Genomic DNA, 13,402 nt, shown 5'->3' on the forward strand with positions numbered 1-13,402 from the left:
AATTCTTCGTGACGTTGCCGCATTCGCCTCGATTTCCATGTTCGTCGCCAGCCTCTCGGTGATCATGCTGGCGCTTTGATGTTTCCCCGCTGATACCCTTTGATCCTCGCATATCTGTAGAGATCCCGATCTCGGTCCAATCTGTTCTGGACTTCCCCTCCCGCACGGCGGAAAATCACGCCTGATTCAGGTGCGTGACGAGGATTGAGTTCGATGGCTGACATGGTTGCGGGCGGGAATGGAGCAGAGCCGCTTGGCGCAGGGCCGGGCTTTGTCCATCTGCGTGTGCATTCGGCTTATTCGCTGCTCGAAGGGGCGCTGCCGCTCAAGAAGATCCTCGGCAAGGCGGTTGCCGACGATCAGCCGGCAATCGCCATTACCGACACCAACAACCTGTTCGTCGCGCTCGAATTCTCGCAAAAGGCGCTCGGCGACGGTCTCCAGCCGATCATCGGCTGCCAGTTGTCGATCGACATGGGGGATGGCGGCAGCGAAAAGCGCGCCGGCCAGTCCGGTGTGAGCGCCTATCCGGCGATCGTGCTTCTGGCGGCTGATGCCGCCGGCTACGAGCGCTTGGTCGATCTGGTAAGCCGCGCCTATCTCGGCGGGGATTCGGCCCAGGCGGTCCACATTGCCATGTCCTGGCTGGAAGAGCTGGGAACCGACGGATTGGTGGCGCTGACCGGGGCGTCGAAGGGGCCGGTCGATTTGGCCCTCAAGGAGGGCCACCGAGCCCAGGCCGAGGCGCGGTTGGGCGAACTGAAACGTCTGTTCGGCGATCGTCTCTATGTCGAGGTGCAGCGTCATGGCGACTATGATCGCGGCCATGAGCGACGCATGGTGCAATTGGCCTATGAGCACGACCTGCCGCTGGTGGCCACCAACGAAGCCTTCTTCCCGTCGCGTGACGACTATGAGGCCCACGATGCCCTGATGGCGGTCGCCCACAATGCGATCGTCTCGGACGACAGCCGTTTCCGCCTGACGCCGGATCACTATCTGAAGAGCCGCAAGGAAATGCAGGCGCTGTTTGCCGATCTGCCGGAGGCGCTGGCCAATACGGTCGAGATTGCCCGCCGCTGTGCCTTCGTGCTCGATACCCGCAAGCCGATCCTGCCGCGCTTTACCGGCGGCACCGACGATCCGCAGGAGGCCGAACGCGCCGAGGCGCTGGAATTGCGCCGTCAGGCGGAGGAGGGGCTGGACGGACGGCTGGCGGCCCTTGGCATGGCGCCGGGCTATGAGGAGAAGGACTATCGCGAACGGCTGGAGTTCGAACTCGGCGTCATCGAGCGCATGAAGTTCCCGGGCTACTTCCTGATCGTTGCCGACTTCATCAAATGGGCAAAGCAGCACGACATTCCGGTCGGTCCGGGCCGCGGTTCCGGCGCTGGCTCGCTGGTCGCCTATGCGCTGACCATCACCGACGTCGACCCCTTGCGATTCTCGCTGCTGTTCGAGCGCTTCCTCAATCCTGAACGCGTGTCGATGCCCGACTTCGACATCGACTTCTGCCAGGATCGCCGCGAAGAGGTGATCCGCTACGTGCAGCAGAAGTATGGCCGCGAGCAGGTGGCGCAAATCATCACCTTCGGTTCGCTCCAGGCCCGCGCGGCTTTGCGCGACGTCGGCCGCGTGCTGGAAATGTCCTATGGCCAGGTCGACAAGATCTGCAAGCTGGTGCCGAACAATCCCGCCAATCCGACCCCGCTGTCGAAGGCGATCGAGGAGGAGCCGAAGCTGCGCGAGGCGGCCGAGGAAGAGCCCGTGGTGGCGCGGCTGCTCGACATCGCCCAGAAGATCGAGGGGCTTTACCGCCACGCCTCGACCCATGCCGCCGGCATCGTGATCGGCGACCGGCCGCTGTCCAAGCTCGTGCCGATGTATCGCGATCCGCGTTCCGACATGCCGGTCACCCAGTTCAACATGAAGTGGGTCGAGCAGGCCGGCCTCGTCAAGTTCGACTTCCTCGGCCTGAAGACCCTGACCGTGTTGAAGACGGCGGTCGATTTCGTCTTCGAGCAGCGCGGCATCAAGGTCGATCTGGCGGCCATCCCGCTCGACGACAAGCTGACCTATGAAATGCTGTCGCGCGGCGAAACGGTCGGCGTGTTCCAGGTTGAAAGTGCCGGCATGCGCAAGGCGCTGATCGGCATGCGGCCCGACTGCATCGAGGACATCATCGCGCTCGTCGCGCTCTATCGACCGGGTCCGATGGAGAACATCCCAGTCTACAATGCGCGAAAGCACGGCGAGGAGGAGATTGCCTCCATCCACCCGCAGATCGACTACCTGCTGAAGGAGACGCAAGGCGTTATCGTCTACCAGGAACAGGTCATGCAGATCGCCCAAGTTCTGTCGGGCTATTCGCTCGGCGAGGCCGACCTTCTGCGTCGTGCCATGGGTAAGAAGATCAAGGCGGAGATGGACCAGCAGAGCGCCCGCTTCGTCGATGGCGCGATGAAGAACGGCGTGTCCAAGCCGCAGGCGGAAAACATCTTCGAACTGCTGGCCAAGTTCGCCAACTACGGCTTCAACAAGTCGCACGCCGCAGCCTACGCCATCGTCTCCTACCAGACCGCCTATATGAAGGCGCATTATCCGACCGAGTTCCTCGCCGCCTCGATGACGCTCGACATGGCGAACACGGAAAAGCTCAACGACTTCCGCCAGGATGCCGGCCGGCTCGGCATCGAGATCGTGCCGCCCTCGGTGCAGACCTCGTTCCGCCAGTTCCAGGCGGGTCCGAACCGGATCTTCTATGCGCTCGCCGCATTGAAGGGCGTCGGCGATTCGGCGGTCGAGCACATCGTTGCCGTACGCGGCGACAAGCCTTTCGAATCGATCGAGGATTTCTGCCTGCGGATCGATCCGAAGCAGGTCAATCGCCGGGTCTTTGAAAGCCTGATCTGCGCCGGTGCCTTCGATTGCTTCGGCCGCGATCGCGCCGAGCTGGTGGGCGGCCTGGACCGTATCCTCGGCTATGCCCAGCGTGCCCAGGAAAACGCGGTAAGCGGCCAGTCCGACATGTTCGGCTCAGGCGCCGCGAGCGGACCGGAGCGCATCTCCTTCCCCGCCTATGCGGCCTGGCTGCCGTCGGAAAAGCTGATGCGCGAATTCCAGGTGCTCGGCTTCTACCTGACGGCGCACCCGCTCGATTCCTATCGGTCGCTGCTCGACAAGCTGCGTGTCCAGAATTTCGCCGATTTTTCCCAGTCCGTTCGCCAGGGCGCGACCGCCGGCAGGCTGGCTGGCACCGTGATCGCGCGCCAGGAACGCAAGACCCGAACCGGCAACAAGATGGGCATCGTCACCTTCTCCGATGCGTCGGGACAATATGAAGCGGTGCTGTTCTCGGAAGGGTTGAACCAATACCGCGACCTGCTCGAATCGGGCAAGTCGCTGGTCATCACGGTGGCCGCCGAGGAACGGCCGGAAGGCATCGGGCTGCGAATCCAGACGGCCCAGTCGCTGGAAGAGAAATCGGTCCAGATGCAGAAGGCGCTGCGGGTCTATGTGCGCGATTCCGGCCCGCTGAAGACGGTCGCCGCCCATCTCAACACCCGCGGCGACGGCCTTGTCTCCTTCATCGTCATCAAGGATGACGGCCAGCGGGAGATCGAGGTGGAACTCACCGAGAGATACCGGATTTCGCCCGAGATCGCCGCAGCCATGCGCTCCGCGCCGGGTGTGATCGACGTCGAACTGGTCTGAGCCGCCGGCGCTCAGGCCTTGGGCGCGCGGTGGGTGATGGTGATGAAGTCCGTGCCGGGACCGGTTTCAGGTCCGATGCCGGTATCGGAGATGGTCAGCGAGGTCCCTTCGCTCATCAGTGTCTCGATCCGGTGGCGGATGTCGTCGGGGATGGTGGTCCGGTCCAGCGCGGCCGCGGCATTGTCGATGGTGGCGTCGCCGGACGGTTCTGTGATGCCGAGCCGCTTGGCCATCGTCTTCGAGATGTGATTGTCGAGCGTCACCGCGCGCCAGGCGGCCTTGCCGCCATAGCGGTCGACGTCGACGGCCTCGATGAGGTGCGTGCCGAGTGCGACATGCGGATCGGCGATCGTGACCGGCGCTTCGAACATCGGCTTGAACTTCTGCCGCACCATGATCTGTCCGAGCGGCGGCGGGCCCTTGCCGGCGCTCTGGTAAAGCGCGTCGAGGAATTCGGCCGTGACCAGTTCGCCGCGGGTGTCGAGACCTTTCCAGCGCTTGAAGCCGTTGACGGCCGAGACGGTCAGCTTGCCGATATGTCCGTCGGGAACGCCGGCGTCGAAGCCGAGTTCGCCCAACAGCGCCTGCGCGTCGAGCAGTGTTTCGCGCTGGCCGCGCCGGGTGATGAGGATGCGAAGCGGCGGCTCGTCCTTGAGCACCACCTTGGCCGTCGCCCCGGCTTTTGGCAGCACATCGGCCATCGCCACCTCGACCGGCTTCAGCGAGGCGTCGATCGTCGTGGGCCGCAATTCTGCGTCGGAGAGCAACTGGCCTTCCTGTGCGGGAATGCGCGGTGAGAACAGTGCCGCATGCTCGAGCCAGACGGGCGTGACCGGCTGGTCGGTGATAATGACATGCGCGCCGCGCTCGGTCATCGCAAACAGGTCCTTGGCGAAGGCACGCGGCAGGCGGATGCAGCCGTGCGAGGCTGGATAGCTGGGCACGCTGCTTGATTCGTGCAGGGCCACGCCGGACCAAGTGATGCGCTGCATCCACGGCATCGGCGCGTTCGAATAGAGATTGGATTCGTGGTACTTGCGCTTTTCCAGGATCGAGAAAATGCCGGAAGGCGTGGTATGGCCGGCCTTGCCGGTCGATACCCTGGAGGTCGCGATCACCCGATCGCCGTCATAAACGGTGAGCGTCTGCTCGGCCTTCGACACGAAGATCTGCAGCGCTTCGCCACCGCCCGCGAGAGCCGGTTGGGCGAGAATGGTCGCGGACAGGAGGCCGAGTGAGGCAGCCAGTGACTTGAGCATGATACGAGACCCCCTACGCAATACGAATTTCCACAGACTATAATTCCAAAATTAAGGAAAGTTTGAAGAGAAATCGATGTTCACGAACTCGTGTACGTCAGGTGAACTTGATATTTTGCTCGCCTCCTTCACCCTTTGTTAAATCGGCTTGAAACCTCAAGTATAATTTATCGTTCTTTCGCCCTGTCCTTGGCCGGAAAGGTATAGCCGGTCTGTACGCTTGCCTTGCCGAATTTTTCGCGCAGTTTATCCATGGCCGCCTCGGCGGCGGCGCGCCGCCGCCCCTGTTCGTCGACGAGATCCGGCGGATCGGCAAGCGCTTCCCCCTGCAGGTCCGTCACGCCGATGCCGATCAGGCGGAAGCGCGTGCCATCGGCTTCCTTTTCCAGCAGTGCCAGTCCGGTGCGGAAGATCCGGTCGGCCAGTTGCGTCGGATCGTCGAGACGGCGATTGCGCGTCCGTCCCTTGAAGTCCGCAGTCTTGAGTTTCAGGACGACGGTCTGTCCGGCGATGCCGCTCTTCTTCAATCGCCACGCGACCTTCTCCGACAGCGCCCGCAAGTGCGTCACCAGATCCTCGAAATGCCAGATGTCGTCGAAGAAGGTGGTCTCGGCCGAAACACTCTTGGCGGGGTCATTGAGATGGACGTCGCGGTCGTCGATGCCGCGCGACAAACGGAACAGCCGCTGCCCCATCGTGCCGTAGCGGCACATCAGGTCACCTTCTTCCATCGTCTGCAATTGGCCGACCGTGCGGATCCCATCGCGCTCCAGCGTCGCGGCGAAGGCCTTTCCGACGCCCCAGATTGTCGTGACCGGGCGGGGGGCGAGGAAGGACAGCGCCTCGGCCTCGCCAATCACCGAGAAGCCGCGCGGCTTCTGCAGGTCGGATGCAACCTTGGCCAGGAACTTGCAATAGGAAAGCCCGACCGAGACCGTGATGCCGATCTCCGTCTCCACCCGGCGGGCAAAGCGCGCCAGCACCCGCGCCGGCGGGTCGTGATGCAGCCGCTCGGTCCCCCTGAGCTCGAGAAAGGCCTCGTCGATCGACAGCGGCTGAACCAGCGGTGTCAGTTCCTCCATCATGGCCCGGACCTGGCGCCCGACTCGCGCGTATTTCTCCATGTCCGGCCGGATCACCACGGCGTGCGGACAGGCCTCCAGCGCCTTGAACATCGGCATGGCCGAGCGCACCCCGTGAATGCGGGCGATGTAGCAGGCGGTCGACACGACGCCGCGCTTTCCCCCGCCGATGATCACCGGCTTGTCGACGAGGTCGAGATTGTCGCGCTTCTCCACCGAGGCATAGAAGGCGTCGCAATCGATATGGGCGAGCGTCAGCCGGTAGAGTTCCGGATGGTAGACGAGGCGGGGGCTGCCGCAAGCACGGCAACGCCTTGCGCCCTCCGCCTGACCGGTCAGGCAGTCGCGACAGAAGCCCGGAAGATGATCGGTGGGCGCGGTCATGATGAGAACAAAGGTTGAACATGGCAACCATACGCGCTAGCCTCATCGCACTCAAGAGGCAAGATTCGATGAATGAGACCGCGTTCACAACAAAGCCTTTGTCCCCTGACCTCTGGCCCGATTTCGAAACGGTGATGGGGCCGCAGGGCGCCGGCTATGGCTGCTGGTGCACCCATTTCCGCCTTATGCCGGCGCAGCGCAAGCTGCTCGGCGGTGCTGAGAAGAAGCAGCACATGCGGGCGCGCGTGCTGTCGGGGCCGCCGCCGGGCCTGATCGGCTATCGCGACGGCCAACCGATCGGCTGGGTACAGGTGGGGCCGCGAAGCGATGTCCCCAACTGGAATTCATCGCGCACCGTGTCCCGCCCGGTGGACGAAGCCGATGCGGCCGATCCGGGTGTCTGGGCGATCAGTTGCTTTTTCGTTGTCTCGTCCGGCCGTGGCGCCGGCCTCAGCCACGCCTTGCTGGCCGCAGCCGTCGATTTCGCCAGACAAAACGGTGCAAGCCGCATCGAGGCCTGTCCGATCGATCGTACCAAGCAGTCGAAATCCGTTGGTCTCTATGTCGGGCCGACGCGGATTTTTCGCGCTGCCGGTTTCGAGGAAGTGGCCTTGCGCAAGGAGGGCAGGCCGCTGATGCGGCTGGCGCTCTTATGAAGCCCTGCCGGCGCTGCAATGCCGGCGGATGTGCTGCGTTGCCTCGGGCCAGTCGGCAACGCGCAGGACAGGCGGTTCGGCCAGCGGCGCATGGCGATGGATCTCGGAGACCGGGATCATATGCAAGAGCAGGCAGTCGGCGACATGTGTTCCAACCGAAGCCAGATTGTGCGCCATGTCGTCGATGAAGGCGACCGGCAACGGGCGCCCGCCATGCAGGGTTTCGACAACTGGACCCTTGGGCTCTTTGGTCGCCACCAGCGGCTGGCTGAGACCGATCGAGTCGAGCAGGCGCCGGCGTCGGTCAGCAAAGCGCGGCGGCATGGCGGTCAGGAACACGATGTCGGCATCGCGGGCGATGGCCTCGATCGCCGCAGCCGTTGTGGAAAACGGGGATTGCCAGGCCTCTTGGGCATCGAAGAAGGCCTCGATGAGATCGCTGACCTCGCGATCGGGCAGGGCGGTCTCTGTCGCTTGCGAAACGATGTTGCCATGCAGCCGGAACGAACGCGGCAGGAGCCGATGGCCTCGGCTTTCGAGGAATGCCTGGAACGGTGTGACGAATTCGAGAACGACGTCATCGACGTCGCAGACGACCAGCGGTCTCTCCGTCAATCGGACCGCATCGAGCCCGATCACCATTCAGCATTCTCCCGAATCGAGCGTCGGACCGGTATAGTGATGCGATGCCCTGACCACCGCCTCCGGCTCGGTGCCGGTCGCGGCGCAAAAGGCCAGGAGGGACGGCTCGTGCGCCATCAGGAAATCGAGCATGCCGGCCATGAAGGCAGGGTCGCCAACCGATTGGCGCAACTGGTCGGGGCGCGTGCCCGAGAGCGCCAGAAAACGCCCGAGCATGTCTGGTTCTCCGGCCAGCCAGCCGAGCACGGCAATGGCGGTTTCCTCGGCATGGGCGGATATGCTGCTGTTCTTCATGGGCCTTTTTGTCTTCTCCGACAGAGTTACCTATTTCTCAACCAAATGACCTTAGCATGGGATTGCACCAGAAGTGCAGACTGCCGCGCCGTGAAGATTGAGCGGACGCCAGGCGGGATCAAGGGACGGGGTTTATGCCGAAGAAGGTAATGATTGTCGAAGACAATGAGCTCAACATGAAGCTCTTCCGCGATCTTATCGAAGCTTCGGGCTATGAGACGATCCAGACCCGCAATGGCCTGGAGGCGCTCGATCTGGCCCGCCAGCACCGTCCCGACCTTATTCTGATGGATATCCAGTTGCCGGAGGTCTCGGGCCTCGATGTGACGCGATGGCTGAAGGAAGATCCGGAACTGCACGTGATCCCCGTGATCGCCGTCACGGCCTTTGCGATGAAGGGCGACGAGGAGCGCATCCGCCAGGGCGGTTGCGAGGCCTATGTGTCGAAACCGATTTCGGTGCCCAAGTTCATCGAGACGATCAAGACCTATCTGGGCGACGCGTGAGGGAACGGGGCCGATGACCGCGAGAATTCTTGTCGTCGACGATATACCGGCCAACGTCAAATTGCTCGAGGCCCGGCTGATCGCCGAATATTTCGATGTGCTGACCGCCGACAACGGCCGGGACGCGCTGGACATTTGCGACCGTACCCAGGTCGACGTCATCCTGCTCGACATCATGATGCCGGACATGGACGGCTTCGAGGTGTGCGAGCGGCTGAAGGCCAATCCGCGCACGGCGCACATCCCGGTGGTGATGGTGACGGCGCTCGATCAACCGTCCGACCGGGTACGTGGGTTGAAGGCGGGCGCCGACGACTTCCTCACCAAGCCGGTCAACGACCTGCAATTGATCTCCCGGGTCAAGAGCCTCGTGCGCCTGAAGACGCTGAGCGACGAGCTGCGCATCCGTGCCGATACCGCCCAATCCATCGGCATCGACGATCCGCTCCGCCTCAGCGACGGCAGGCTCGAAGAGACCGCCCAGGTGCTGCTGGTCGACAGCCGTGGCAGCTCGCAGGAACGCATCATCAAGACGCTGAAGCCGATCGCTTCCGTAACCGCAATGTCGGATCCGCAGGCAGCGGTGTTCGACGCTGCCGAAAACGCCTATGATCTGGTGATCGTCAACGGCAATCTCGATGACTATGATCCGCTTCGGCTCTGCTCCCAGCTACGCTCGCTGGAGCGCACCCGGATCATCCCGATCCTTCTGATCACCGAGCTTGGCGACGAACAGATGATCGTGCGCGCGCTCGATCTCGGGGTGAACGACTACATCGTGCGCCCGCTCGATCCCAACGAGCTGGTGGCCCGCACGCTGACCCAGATCCGGCGCAAGCGCTTCAATGACCGCCTGCGCCACAGTGTGACGCAGACGATCGAACTCGCGGTGACGGACGGCCTGACCGGGCTGCACAATCGCCGCTATCTCGACAGCCATCTAAAGATGCTGTTTACCCGCGCTCAGGCACGTGGCAAGCCGCTCTCGGTCTGCATTACCGATATCGACCGCTTCAAGCAGGTCAACGATACCTATGGCCACGATGCCGGCGACGAGGTGTTGAAGGAGTTCGCCATGCGAATCCGCTCGACGGTGCGTGGTGCGGACCTGGCCTGCCGCTACGGGGGCGAAGAGTTCGTCGTGGTGATGCCGGATACCTCACCGGACGTCGCGGCCCATGTCGCCGAGCGGCTGCGGGCCATCATCGAGTCGAAACCGTTCCAGTTGAAAGGAACGGACATGGCGCTGGAAATCACGGCGTCCATGGGCATCGCGACGGCCAGCCGAGGAGTCGATACGCCGGAGCAGTTGTTGAAGAAGGCCGATCTGGCGCTCTACCAGGCGAAACGCGACGGCCGCAACCGCGTGGTCGCCGCCGCGGCTTGAAACGTAGTGTAGCAGAATGATCCGGGCCTCACATCCGATCTTGGAAATTCGGTGAATCTCCGTTTTGTCAAGTTGCCGGATTGGGGGATTGCGCTCAACTTGTCTGTGAATGACAATGGTCAAAATCCAGCGTTGGTTCGCCCGTCGTCGCTTAATTCCTTTTGTTGTATGCGTCAGCTGTTTGAAGCTTTTGTTTGGTTTCAATAATGTTGAAACCGCTTTGCCTGGGTTAATTTGAGTAAGCCTCAACTATAGTTGGAATATCCGACGCACTTGATGCGTTCGGTTTTGTTTCTTTACTCATTTATATTAGAGAATAGTGATATATTGACGGGCCCGGACTGTGTGAGCGTGGACTCTCGTGCGTCCGGCGGCCGTTTTTACTTCAGTAACGCAATATCGTTATAAAGTAGATTTGATGCGGGCCGTTTGTATTCCGGTGACCTAAACTGTGTCGGCCTCTGTCATTTTAACCATAGCCATAAGCAAAATGTGGAAGAGTTAAGAAACTATTGATTTTCTTCTCAAGTTGAGCGAAGTTGAGGTCAACAGAAAGAACGCCTCGTGAAAGAGGCTAATCGATGCCCCATGATGCTCAGGTCCGCCGCATCTCCTGGGTCGTGGGGTCGGTCGGTTGGTACGCAAGTGATAAACGGTTCCTCGTGCCGTATTTGTGTACCGACCGACCCCCGTTCACGTAGCAAAGGCACCGCAGCCGTTTAGGCGCGGTGCCTTTTGCTTTTATGGCGCACCCCGTCGAGCGGGTGCTGCGGGCAGACGAACATCTGCGGCGATTGCTCTACCATCCCAAAACGAAAAGGCGCGCTGCCCGGGGGGCAACGCGCCTGAAACGCTGGAAATCGATCAAGAATTACTTGATCTTGGTTTCCTTGAATTCGACGTGCTTGCGAGCGATCGGGTCGTACTTCGTCTTCGTCATCTTGTCCGTCATCGTACGGCTGTTCTTGGTCGTGACGTAGAAGAAACCCGTGTCGGCTGTCGACAGCAGCTTGATCTTGATTGTTGTAGCCTTGGCCATGGTCGTCCTGCCTTTAATAAACGAAGCCGTGGACGACCGAACGAAGCCCACGGCAAATCTGGCGCGAAACTACAAATCGCGCCGGAAAAGTCAAGTCCGTTTACCTTTGAAAAACAGCCTGGCCACGGAAAGTGCGACGTAGAGGCCGAAAAAGCCGGCAATCGCCCAGGCAAAGCCGTGGTTTCCGGAGATGTCGATCGCCGCCCCGATCGCCTGCGGGCCGGCGACGGTGCCGACTGCATAGCAGAAAACGAAGGCAGCATTGGCGGCCGCAAGGTCGGAACCGGTCAGGCGCGAGCCGAGATGGCTGAGGCCGACCGTATAGAGGCCGGAGACGCTGCCGCCCCAGAAAAGCAGTACGACGGCCATCAGCAGCCAGCTTTCCGACAATAGGGGAAGGGCGAGGGACCCGCCGAGCCCGATCACGGCCATGGCCGACAGCAGAAGCCTGCGGTCCTTGAGATGATCCGACAGCAGCCCGAGCGGGATCTGGAAGATCATGTTGCCGATTCCCATCACGGTCAGCAGCAAGGCGGCCTGCGATTCGCCGAATCCTATCCGCGTCGCGTAGATCGGGAACAGCGAAAGACCGCCGGCTTCCACGGCGCCGAAGACGAAGACGGCGGCGGTCGCGGTCGGAACCAGGAAAATGTAGCGCAGGAAATGGCTGCTCGGCTTTTCGTCCAGTTGCGGGCTCTCGCCGCGGGCAATGTAGATCGGTACCGCCGCAAGGAGAATGGCGATGCCACCGACGGCAAACGGCAGGATGCCGTCACTGCCGATCAGCGAGAAGAGCAGCGGGCCGCAGGCGAAGCCGAGCGACAGTACCGTTGCGTAGATGCCGAGCACCAGCCCCCGGCGCGAGGGTGGCGCCGCTGCATTGATCCAGAACTCGGACAGGATGAAAAGCGTCGTCGTTGCCCCATGGAAGACCAGCCGTAGCGGAAACCACATCCAGAACTGGTCGGCATAGTAGAAGCCCAGCCCGCTAATGGCCGACAGCGCGACCGCCCAAAGCATGGTACGGGCAACGCCGACGCTGTGCGCGAGTTTTGTCGTGATGGGGGCGGCGACCATGGCCGCGATCCCCGCCATGGCGGAGTTTAGTCCAATCAGCGTGGACGATATGCCGCGCTTTTCCAAAATGATGCTGAGCAGTGGCAGGCCGAGCCCGATCGCGATGCCGACCGCGGAGATCGCCGAGATGGCCGCAACAAGCGAGGGCCAGTGAATATCCTCACGGTGACCGTTGGCGCCGTTTCCCGAATTCGTCATCGGATAATCCTCAGATAACTTCGCGGAAGAACTGGCCGCGGCGGGAAAAATAGAAGGGCAGGCTGCCTCCAAACGGCAGGGAGGGGTCCACGGTCATCTGCGCCTTCACGTCCTCGAGAATGGTCTTCGTGATGTCCGGCATGTTCAGACCGGAAAGGTCGTGCATGTCAAGCCAGCGAAGGTCGTGCAGCTCGGACGAATCGGAGATAGCCCCCGGATCGACTTCGGCCTCGTCGGTGAAGGTGAGAAAGAAACGGGTATCGAAGCGCCGGACATTTCCGGGTGGCGTGATGGCGCGCGCCACATAGCGCAGGCTGCCGAGATCGGCGCACAGGCGGGGTGTGCGGTTGCGGCCGATCTCGCGGCGACCGATGACAAGCCCGGTCTCCTCTTCGAGTTCACGCACGGCGGCGAATGCCAGGCCGCGGCTGCGGCTCAGCGCGGTCCCGCTCTCCAGGTCACCGCTGAGCTTTGCCAGCACGTGGGGGTGCAGATCGCGCAGGATGGCCTGCCGGCTGTCGCTGCGGTCACGCCGTCCGCCTGGGAAGACATAAAGGTTCGGCATGAAGGCGTGGCCGCTGCCGCGCTTGCCGACCAGCACGCGCGGGCTGGAGCCCGAGCGATCGATGAGGAGAAGTGATGCCGCGTCGCGCGGCCGCAGTCTCACGGCAGCCTGGGATGCCTTGTCCTGCACCTCGAAGGGATGCGGTGTCATGGGTTGGTCTTCGGACCGAAGCTCTCGGGCTCGTCGGTCTCGCCGCCGAAGCCGTGCATGCGCAGCGCCCATTGCAGGCCGATCACGCCGCCCTTGATCGGCTGGATCGTGACAAGCGCGGTGACGATGCCGAGCGGTGCCCAGATGGCGAGATGGATCCAGTCCGACGCCGGAAAGATCAGATCGGTCATCATGAAGCCGCCGAGCAGAACGTGACCGAGGACCATGATGACCAGATAGGGCGGCAGGTCGTCGGAGCGGTGATGGAAAATCTCCTCGCCGCAGGCCGCGCAGGTATCGACCGGCTTCAGATAGGCCCGGAAAAGCTTGCCGCTGCCGCAGGCCGGACACTGGTTGAGGAGACCGCGCATGATCGAGCGCCCGAGCGGGCGTTCCTCTGGGGCTGCGCCGCCGAAGCGTATCGCTTCCTGTTGCTGGCTGGCTGGCAT

12 protein-coding genes are annotated in these 13,402 nt (G+C 62.3%); 4 read left to right on the plus strand and 8 right to left on the minus strand.

What is annotated here, in order from left to right; genetic code table 11:
• Positions 1–222: 222 nt before the first annotated feature.
• Positions 223–3,714, plus strand: a complete 3,492-nt coding sequence (gene dnaE / locus RHIZ70P_RS13525) for a DNA polymerase III subunit alpha (RefSeq protein ID WP_115670891.1) — start codon at positions 223–225, stop codon at positions 3,712–3,714.
• Between the two features lie 11 nt (positions 3,715–3,725).
• On the opposite strand, the gene RHIZ70P_RS13530 is transcribed toward dnaE, so the two are convergent.
• Both RHIZ70P_RS13530 and RHIZ70P_RS13535 read right to left on the minus strand, forming a co-directional pair.
• The gene (locus RHIZ70P_RS13530; RefSeq protein WP_115670819.1) at positions 3,726–4,973 is read right to left on the minus strand and encodes a L,D-transpeptidase family protein; all 1,248 of its coding nucleotides are present in this window, start codon (positions 4,971–4,973) and stop codon (positions 3,726–3,728) included.
• Positions 4,974–5,140: 167 nt separating this feature from the next.
• The gene (locus RHIZ70P_RS13535) at positions 5,141–6,439 is read right to left on the minus strand and encodes a DNA polymerase IV (RefSeq protein WP_115670820.1); all 1,299 of its coding nucleotides are present in this window, start codon (positions 6,437–6,439) and stop codon (positions 5,141–5,143) included.
• A gap of 68 nt (positions 6,440–6,507) precedes the next feature.
• Here RHIZ70P_RS13535 and RHIZ70P_RS13540 point away from each other — a divergent pair, with 68 nt between their 5' ends.
• The gene (locus tag RHIZ70P_RS13540) at positions 6,508–7,095 is read left to right on the plus strand and encodes a GNAT family N-acetyltransferase (protein ID WP_115670821.1); all 588 of its coding nucleotides are present in this window, start codon (positions 6,508–6,510) and stop codon (positions 7,093–7,095) included.
• On the opposite strand, the gene RHIZ70P_RS13545 is transcribed toward RHIZ70P_RS13540, so the two are convergent.
• Positions 7,090–7,737 (minus strand): hypothetical protein, encoded by a 648-nt coding sequence (locus RHIZ70P_RS13545; RefSeq protein ID WP_115670822.1) that lies wholly within the window; start codon positions 7,735–7,737, stop codon positions 7,090–7,092. The genes RHIZ70P_RS13540 and RHIZ70P_RS13545 overlap by 6 nt on opposite strands.
• Positions 7,738–8,031, minus strand: coding sequence for a DUF3572 domain-containing protein (locus RHIZ70P_RS13550; RefSeq protein WP_115670823.1), 294 nt, complete (start codon positions 8,029–8,031; stop codon positions 7,738–7,740).
• Between the two features lie 134 nt (positions 8,032–8,165).
• Between RHIZ70P_RS13550 and RHIZ70P_RS13555 the strand changes: the two genes are divergently transcribed.
• Complete coding sequence (locus RHIZ70P_RS13555; RefSeq protein WP_115670824.1) at positions 8,166–8,537, plus strand: response regulator; 372 nt, start codon at positions 8,166–8,168, stop codon at positions 8,535–8,537.
• 13 nt (positions 8,538–8,550) lie between these two features.
• Positions 8,551–9,924 carry a PleD family two-component system response regulator gene (locus tag RHIZ70P_RS13560; protein ID WP_115670825.1) on the plus strand — a complete coding sequence of 458 codons (1,374 nt, stop codon included), beginning with the start codon at positions 8,551–8,553 and terminating at the stop codon, positions 9,922–9,924.
• An 871-nt stretch (positions 9,925–10,795) separates the two neighbouring features.
• Here RHIZ70P_RS13560 and rpmG read toward each other — a convergent pair.
• The 4 genes from rpmG to RHIZ70P_RS13580 all read right to left on the minus strand — a co-directional run bounded on the left by rpmG (position 10,796) and on the right by RHIZ70P_RS13580 (position 13,402).
• Positions 10,796–10,963 (minus strand): 50S ribosomal protein L33, encoded by a 168-nt coding sequence (gene rpmG, locus RHIZ70P_RS13565; protein ID WP_015915679.1) that lies wholly within the window; start codon positions 10,961–10,963, stop codon positions 10,796–10,798.
• 90 nt (positions 10,964–11,053) lie between these two features.
• Complete coding sequence (locus RHIZ70P_RS13570) at positions 11,054–12,238, minus strand: MFS transporter (RefSeq protein ID WP_115670826.1); 1,185 nt, start codon at positions 12,236–12,238, stop codon at positions 11,054–11,056.
• Between the two features lie 10 nt (positions 12,239–12,248).
• Positions 12,249–12,953, minus strand: a complete 705-nt coding sequence (locus RHIZ70P_RS13575) for an NUDIX hydrolase (protein WP_115670827.1) — start codon at positions 12,951–12,953, stop codon at positions 12,249–12,251.
• On the minus strand, positions 12,950–13,402 hold the full coding sequence (locus tag RHIZ70P_RS13580) for a DUF983 domain-containing protein (protein WP_115670893.1): 453 nt from the start codon (positions 13,400–13,402) through the stop codon (positions 12,950–12,952). The genes RHIZ70P_RS13575 and RHIZ70P_RS13580 overlap by 4 nt, the downstream gene beginning before the upstream one ends.

Origin of the sequence: Paenirhizobium selenitireducens ATCC BAA-1503 (assembly GCF_900492185.1) — a bacterium.
GTDB classification, from domain to species: Bacteria; Pseudomonadota; Alphaproteobacteria; order Rhizobiales; family Rhizobiaceae; genus Allorhizobium; species Allorhizobium selenitireducens_A.

Excerpts from the sequence above, each read along its gene's own strand:
- RHIZ70P_RS13535 (WP_115670820.1), bottom strand. The coding sequence starts at position 6,439 with ATGACCGCGCCCACCGATCATCTTCCGGGCTTCTGTCGCGACTGCCTG.
- RHIZ70P_RS13560 (WP_115670825.1), top strand. The coding sequence starts at position 8,551 with ATGACCGCGAGAATTCTTGTCGTCGACGATATACCGGCCAACGTCAAA.
- RHIZ70P_RS13555 (WP_115670824.1), top strand. The coding sequence starts at position 8,166 with ATGCCGAAGAAGGTAATGATTGTCGAAGACAATGAGCTCAACATGAAG.
- dnaE (WP_115670891.1), top strand. The coding sequence starts at position 223 with ATGGTTGCGGGCGGGAATGGAGCAGAGCCGCTTGGCGCAGGGCCGGGC.
- RHIZ70P_RS13540 (WP_115670821.1), top strand. The coding sequence starts at position 6,508 with ATGAATGAGACCGCGTTCACAACAAAGCCTTTGTCCCCTGACCTCTGG.
- RHIZ70P_RS13550 (WP_115670823.1), bottom strand. The coding sequence starts at position 8,031 with ATGAAGAACAGCAGCATATCCGCCCATGCCGAGGAAACCGCCATTGCC.
- RHIZ70P_RS13545 (WP_115670822.1), bottom strand. The coding sequence starts at position 7,737 with ATGGTGATCGGGCTCGATGCGGTCCGATTGACGGAGAGACCGCTGGTC.
- RHIZ70P_RS13530 (WP_115670819.1), bottom strand. The coding sequence starts at position 4,973 with ATGCTCAAGTCACTGGCTGCCTCACTCGGCCTCCTGTCCGCGACCATT.
- RHIZ70P_RS13580 (WP_115670893.1), bottom strand. The coding sequence starts at position 13,402 with ATGCCAGCCAGCCAGCAACAGGAAGCGATACGCTTCGGCGGCGCAGCC.
- RHIZ70P_RS13575 (WP_115670827.1), bottom strand. The coding sequence starts at position 12,953 with ATGACACCGCATCCCTTCGAGGTGCAGGACAAGGCATCCCAGGCTGCC.
- RHIZ70P_RS13570 (WP_115670826.1), bottom strand. The coding sequence starts at position 12,238 with ATGACGAATTCGGGAAACGGCGCCAACGGTCACCGTGAGGATATTCAC.
- rpmG (WP_015915679.1), bottom strand. The coding sequence starts at position 10,963 with ATGGCCAAGGCTACAACAATCAAGATCAAGCTGCTGTCGACAGCCGAC.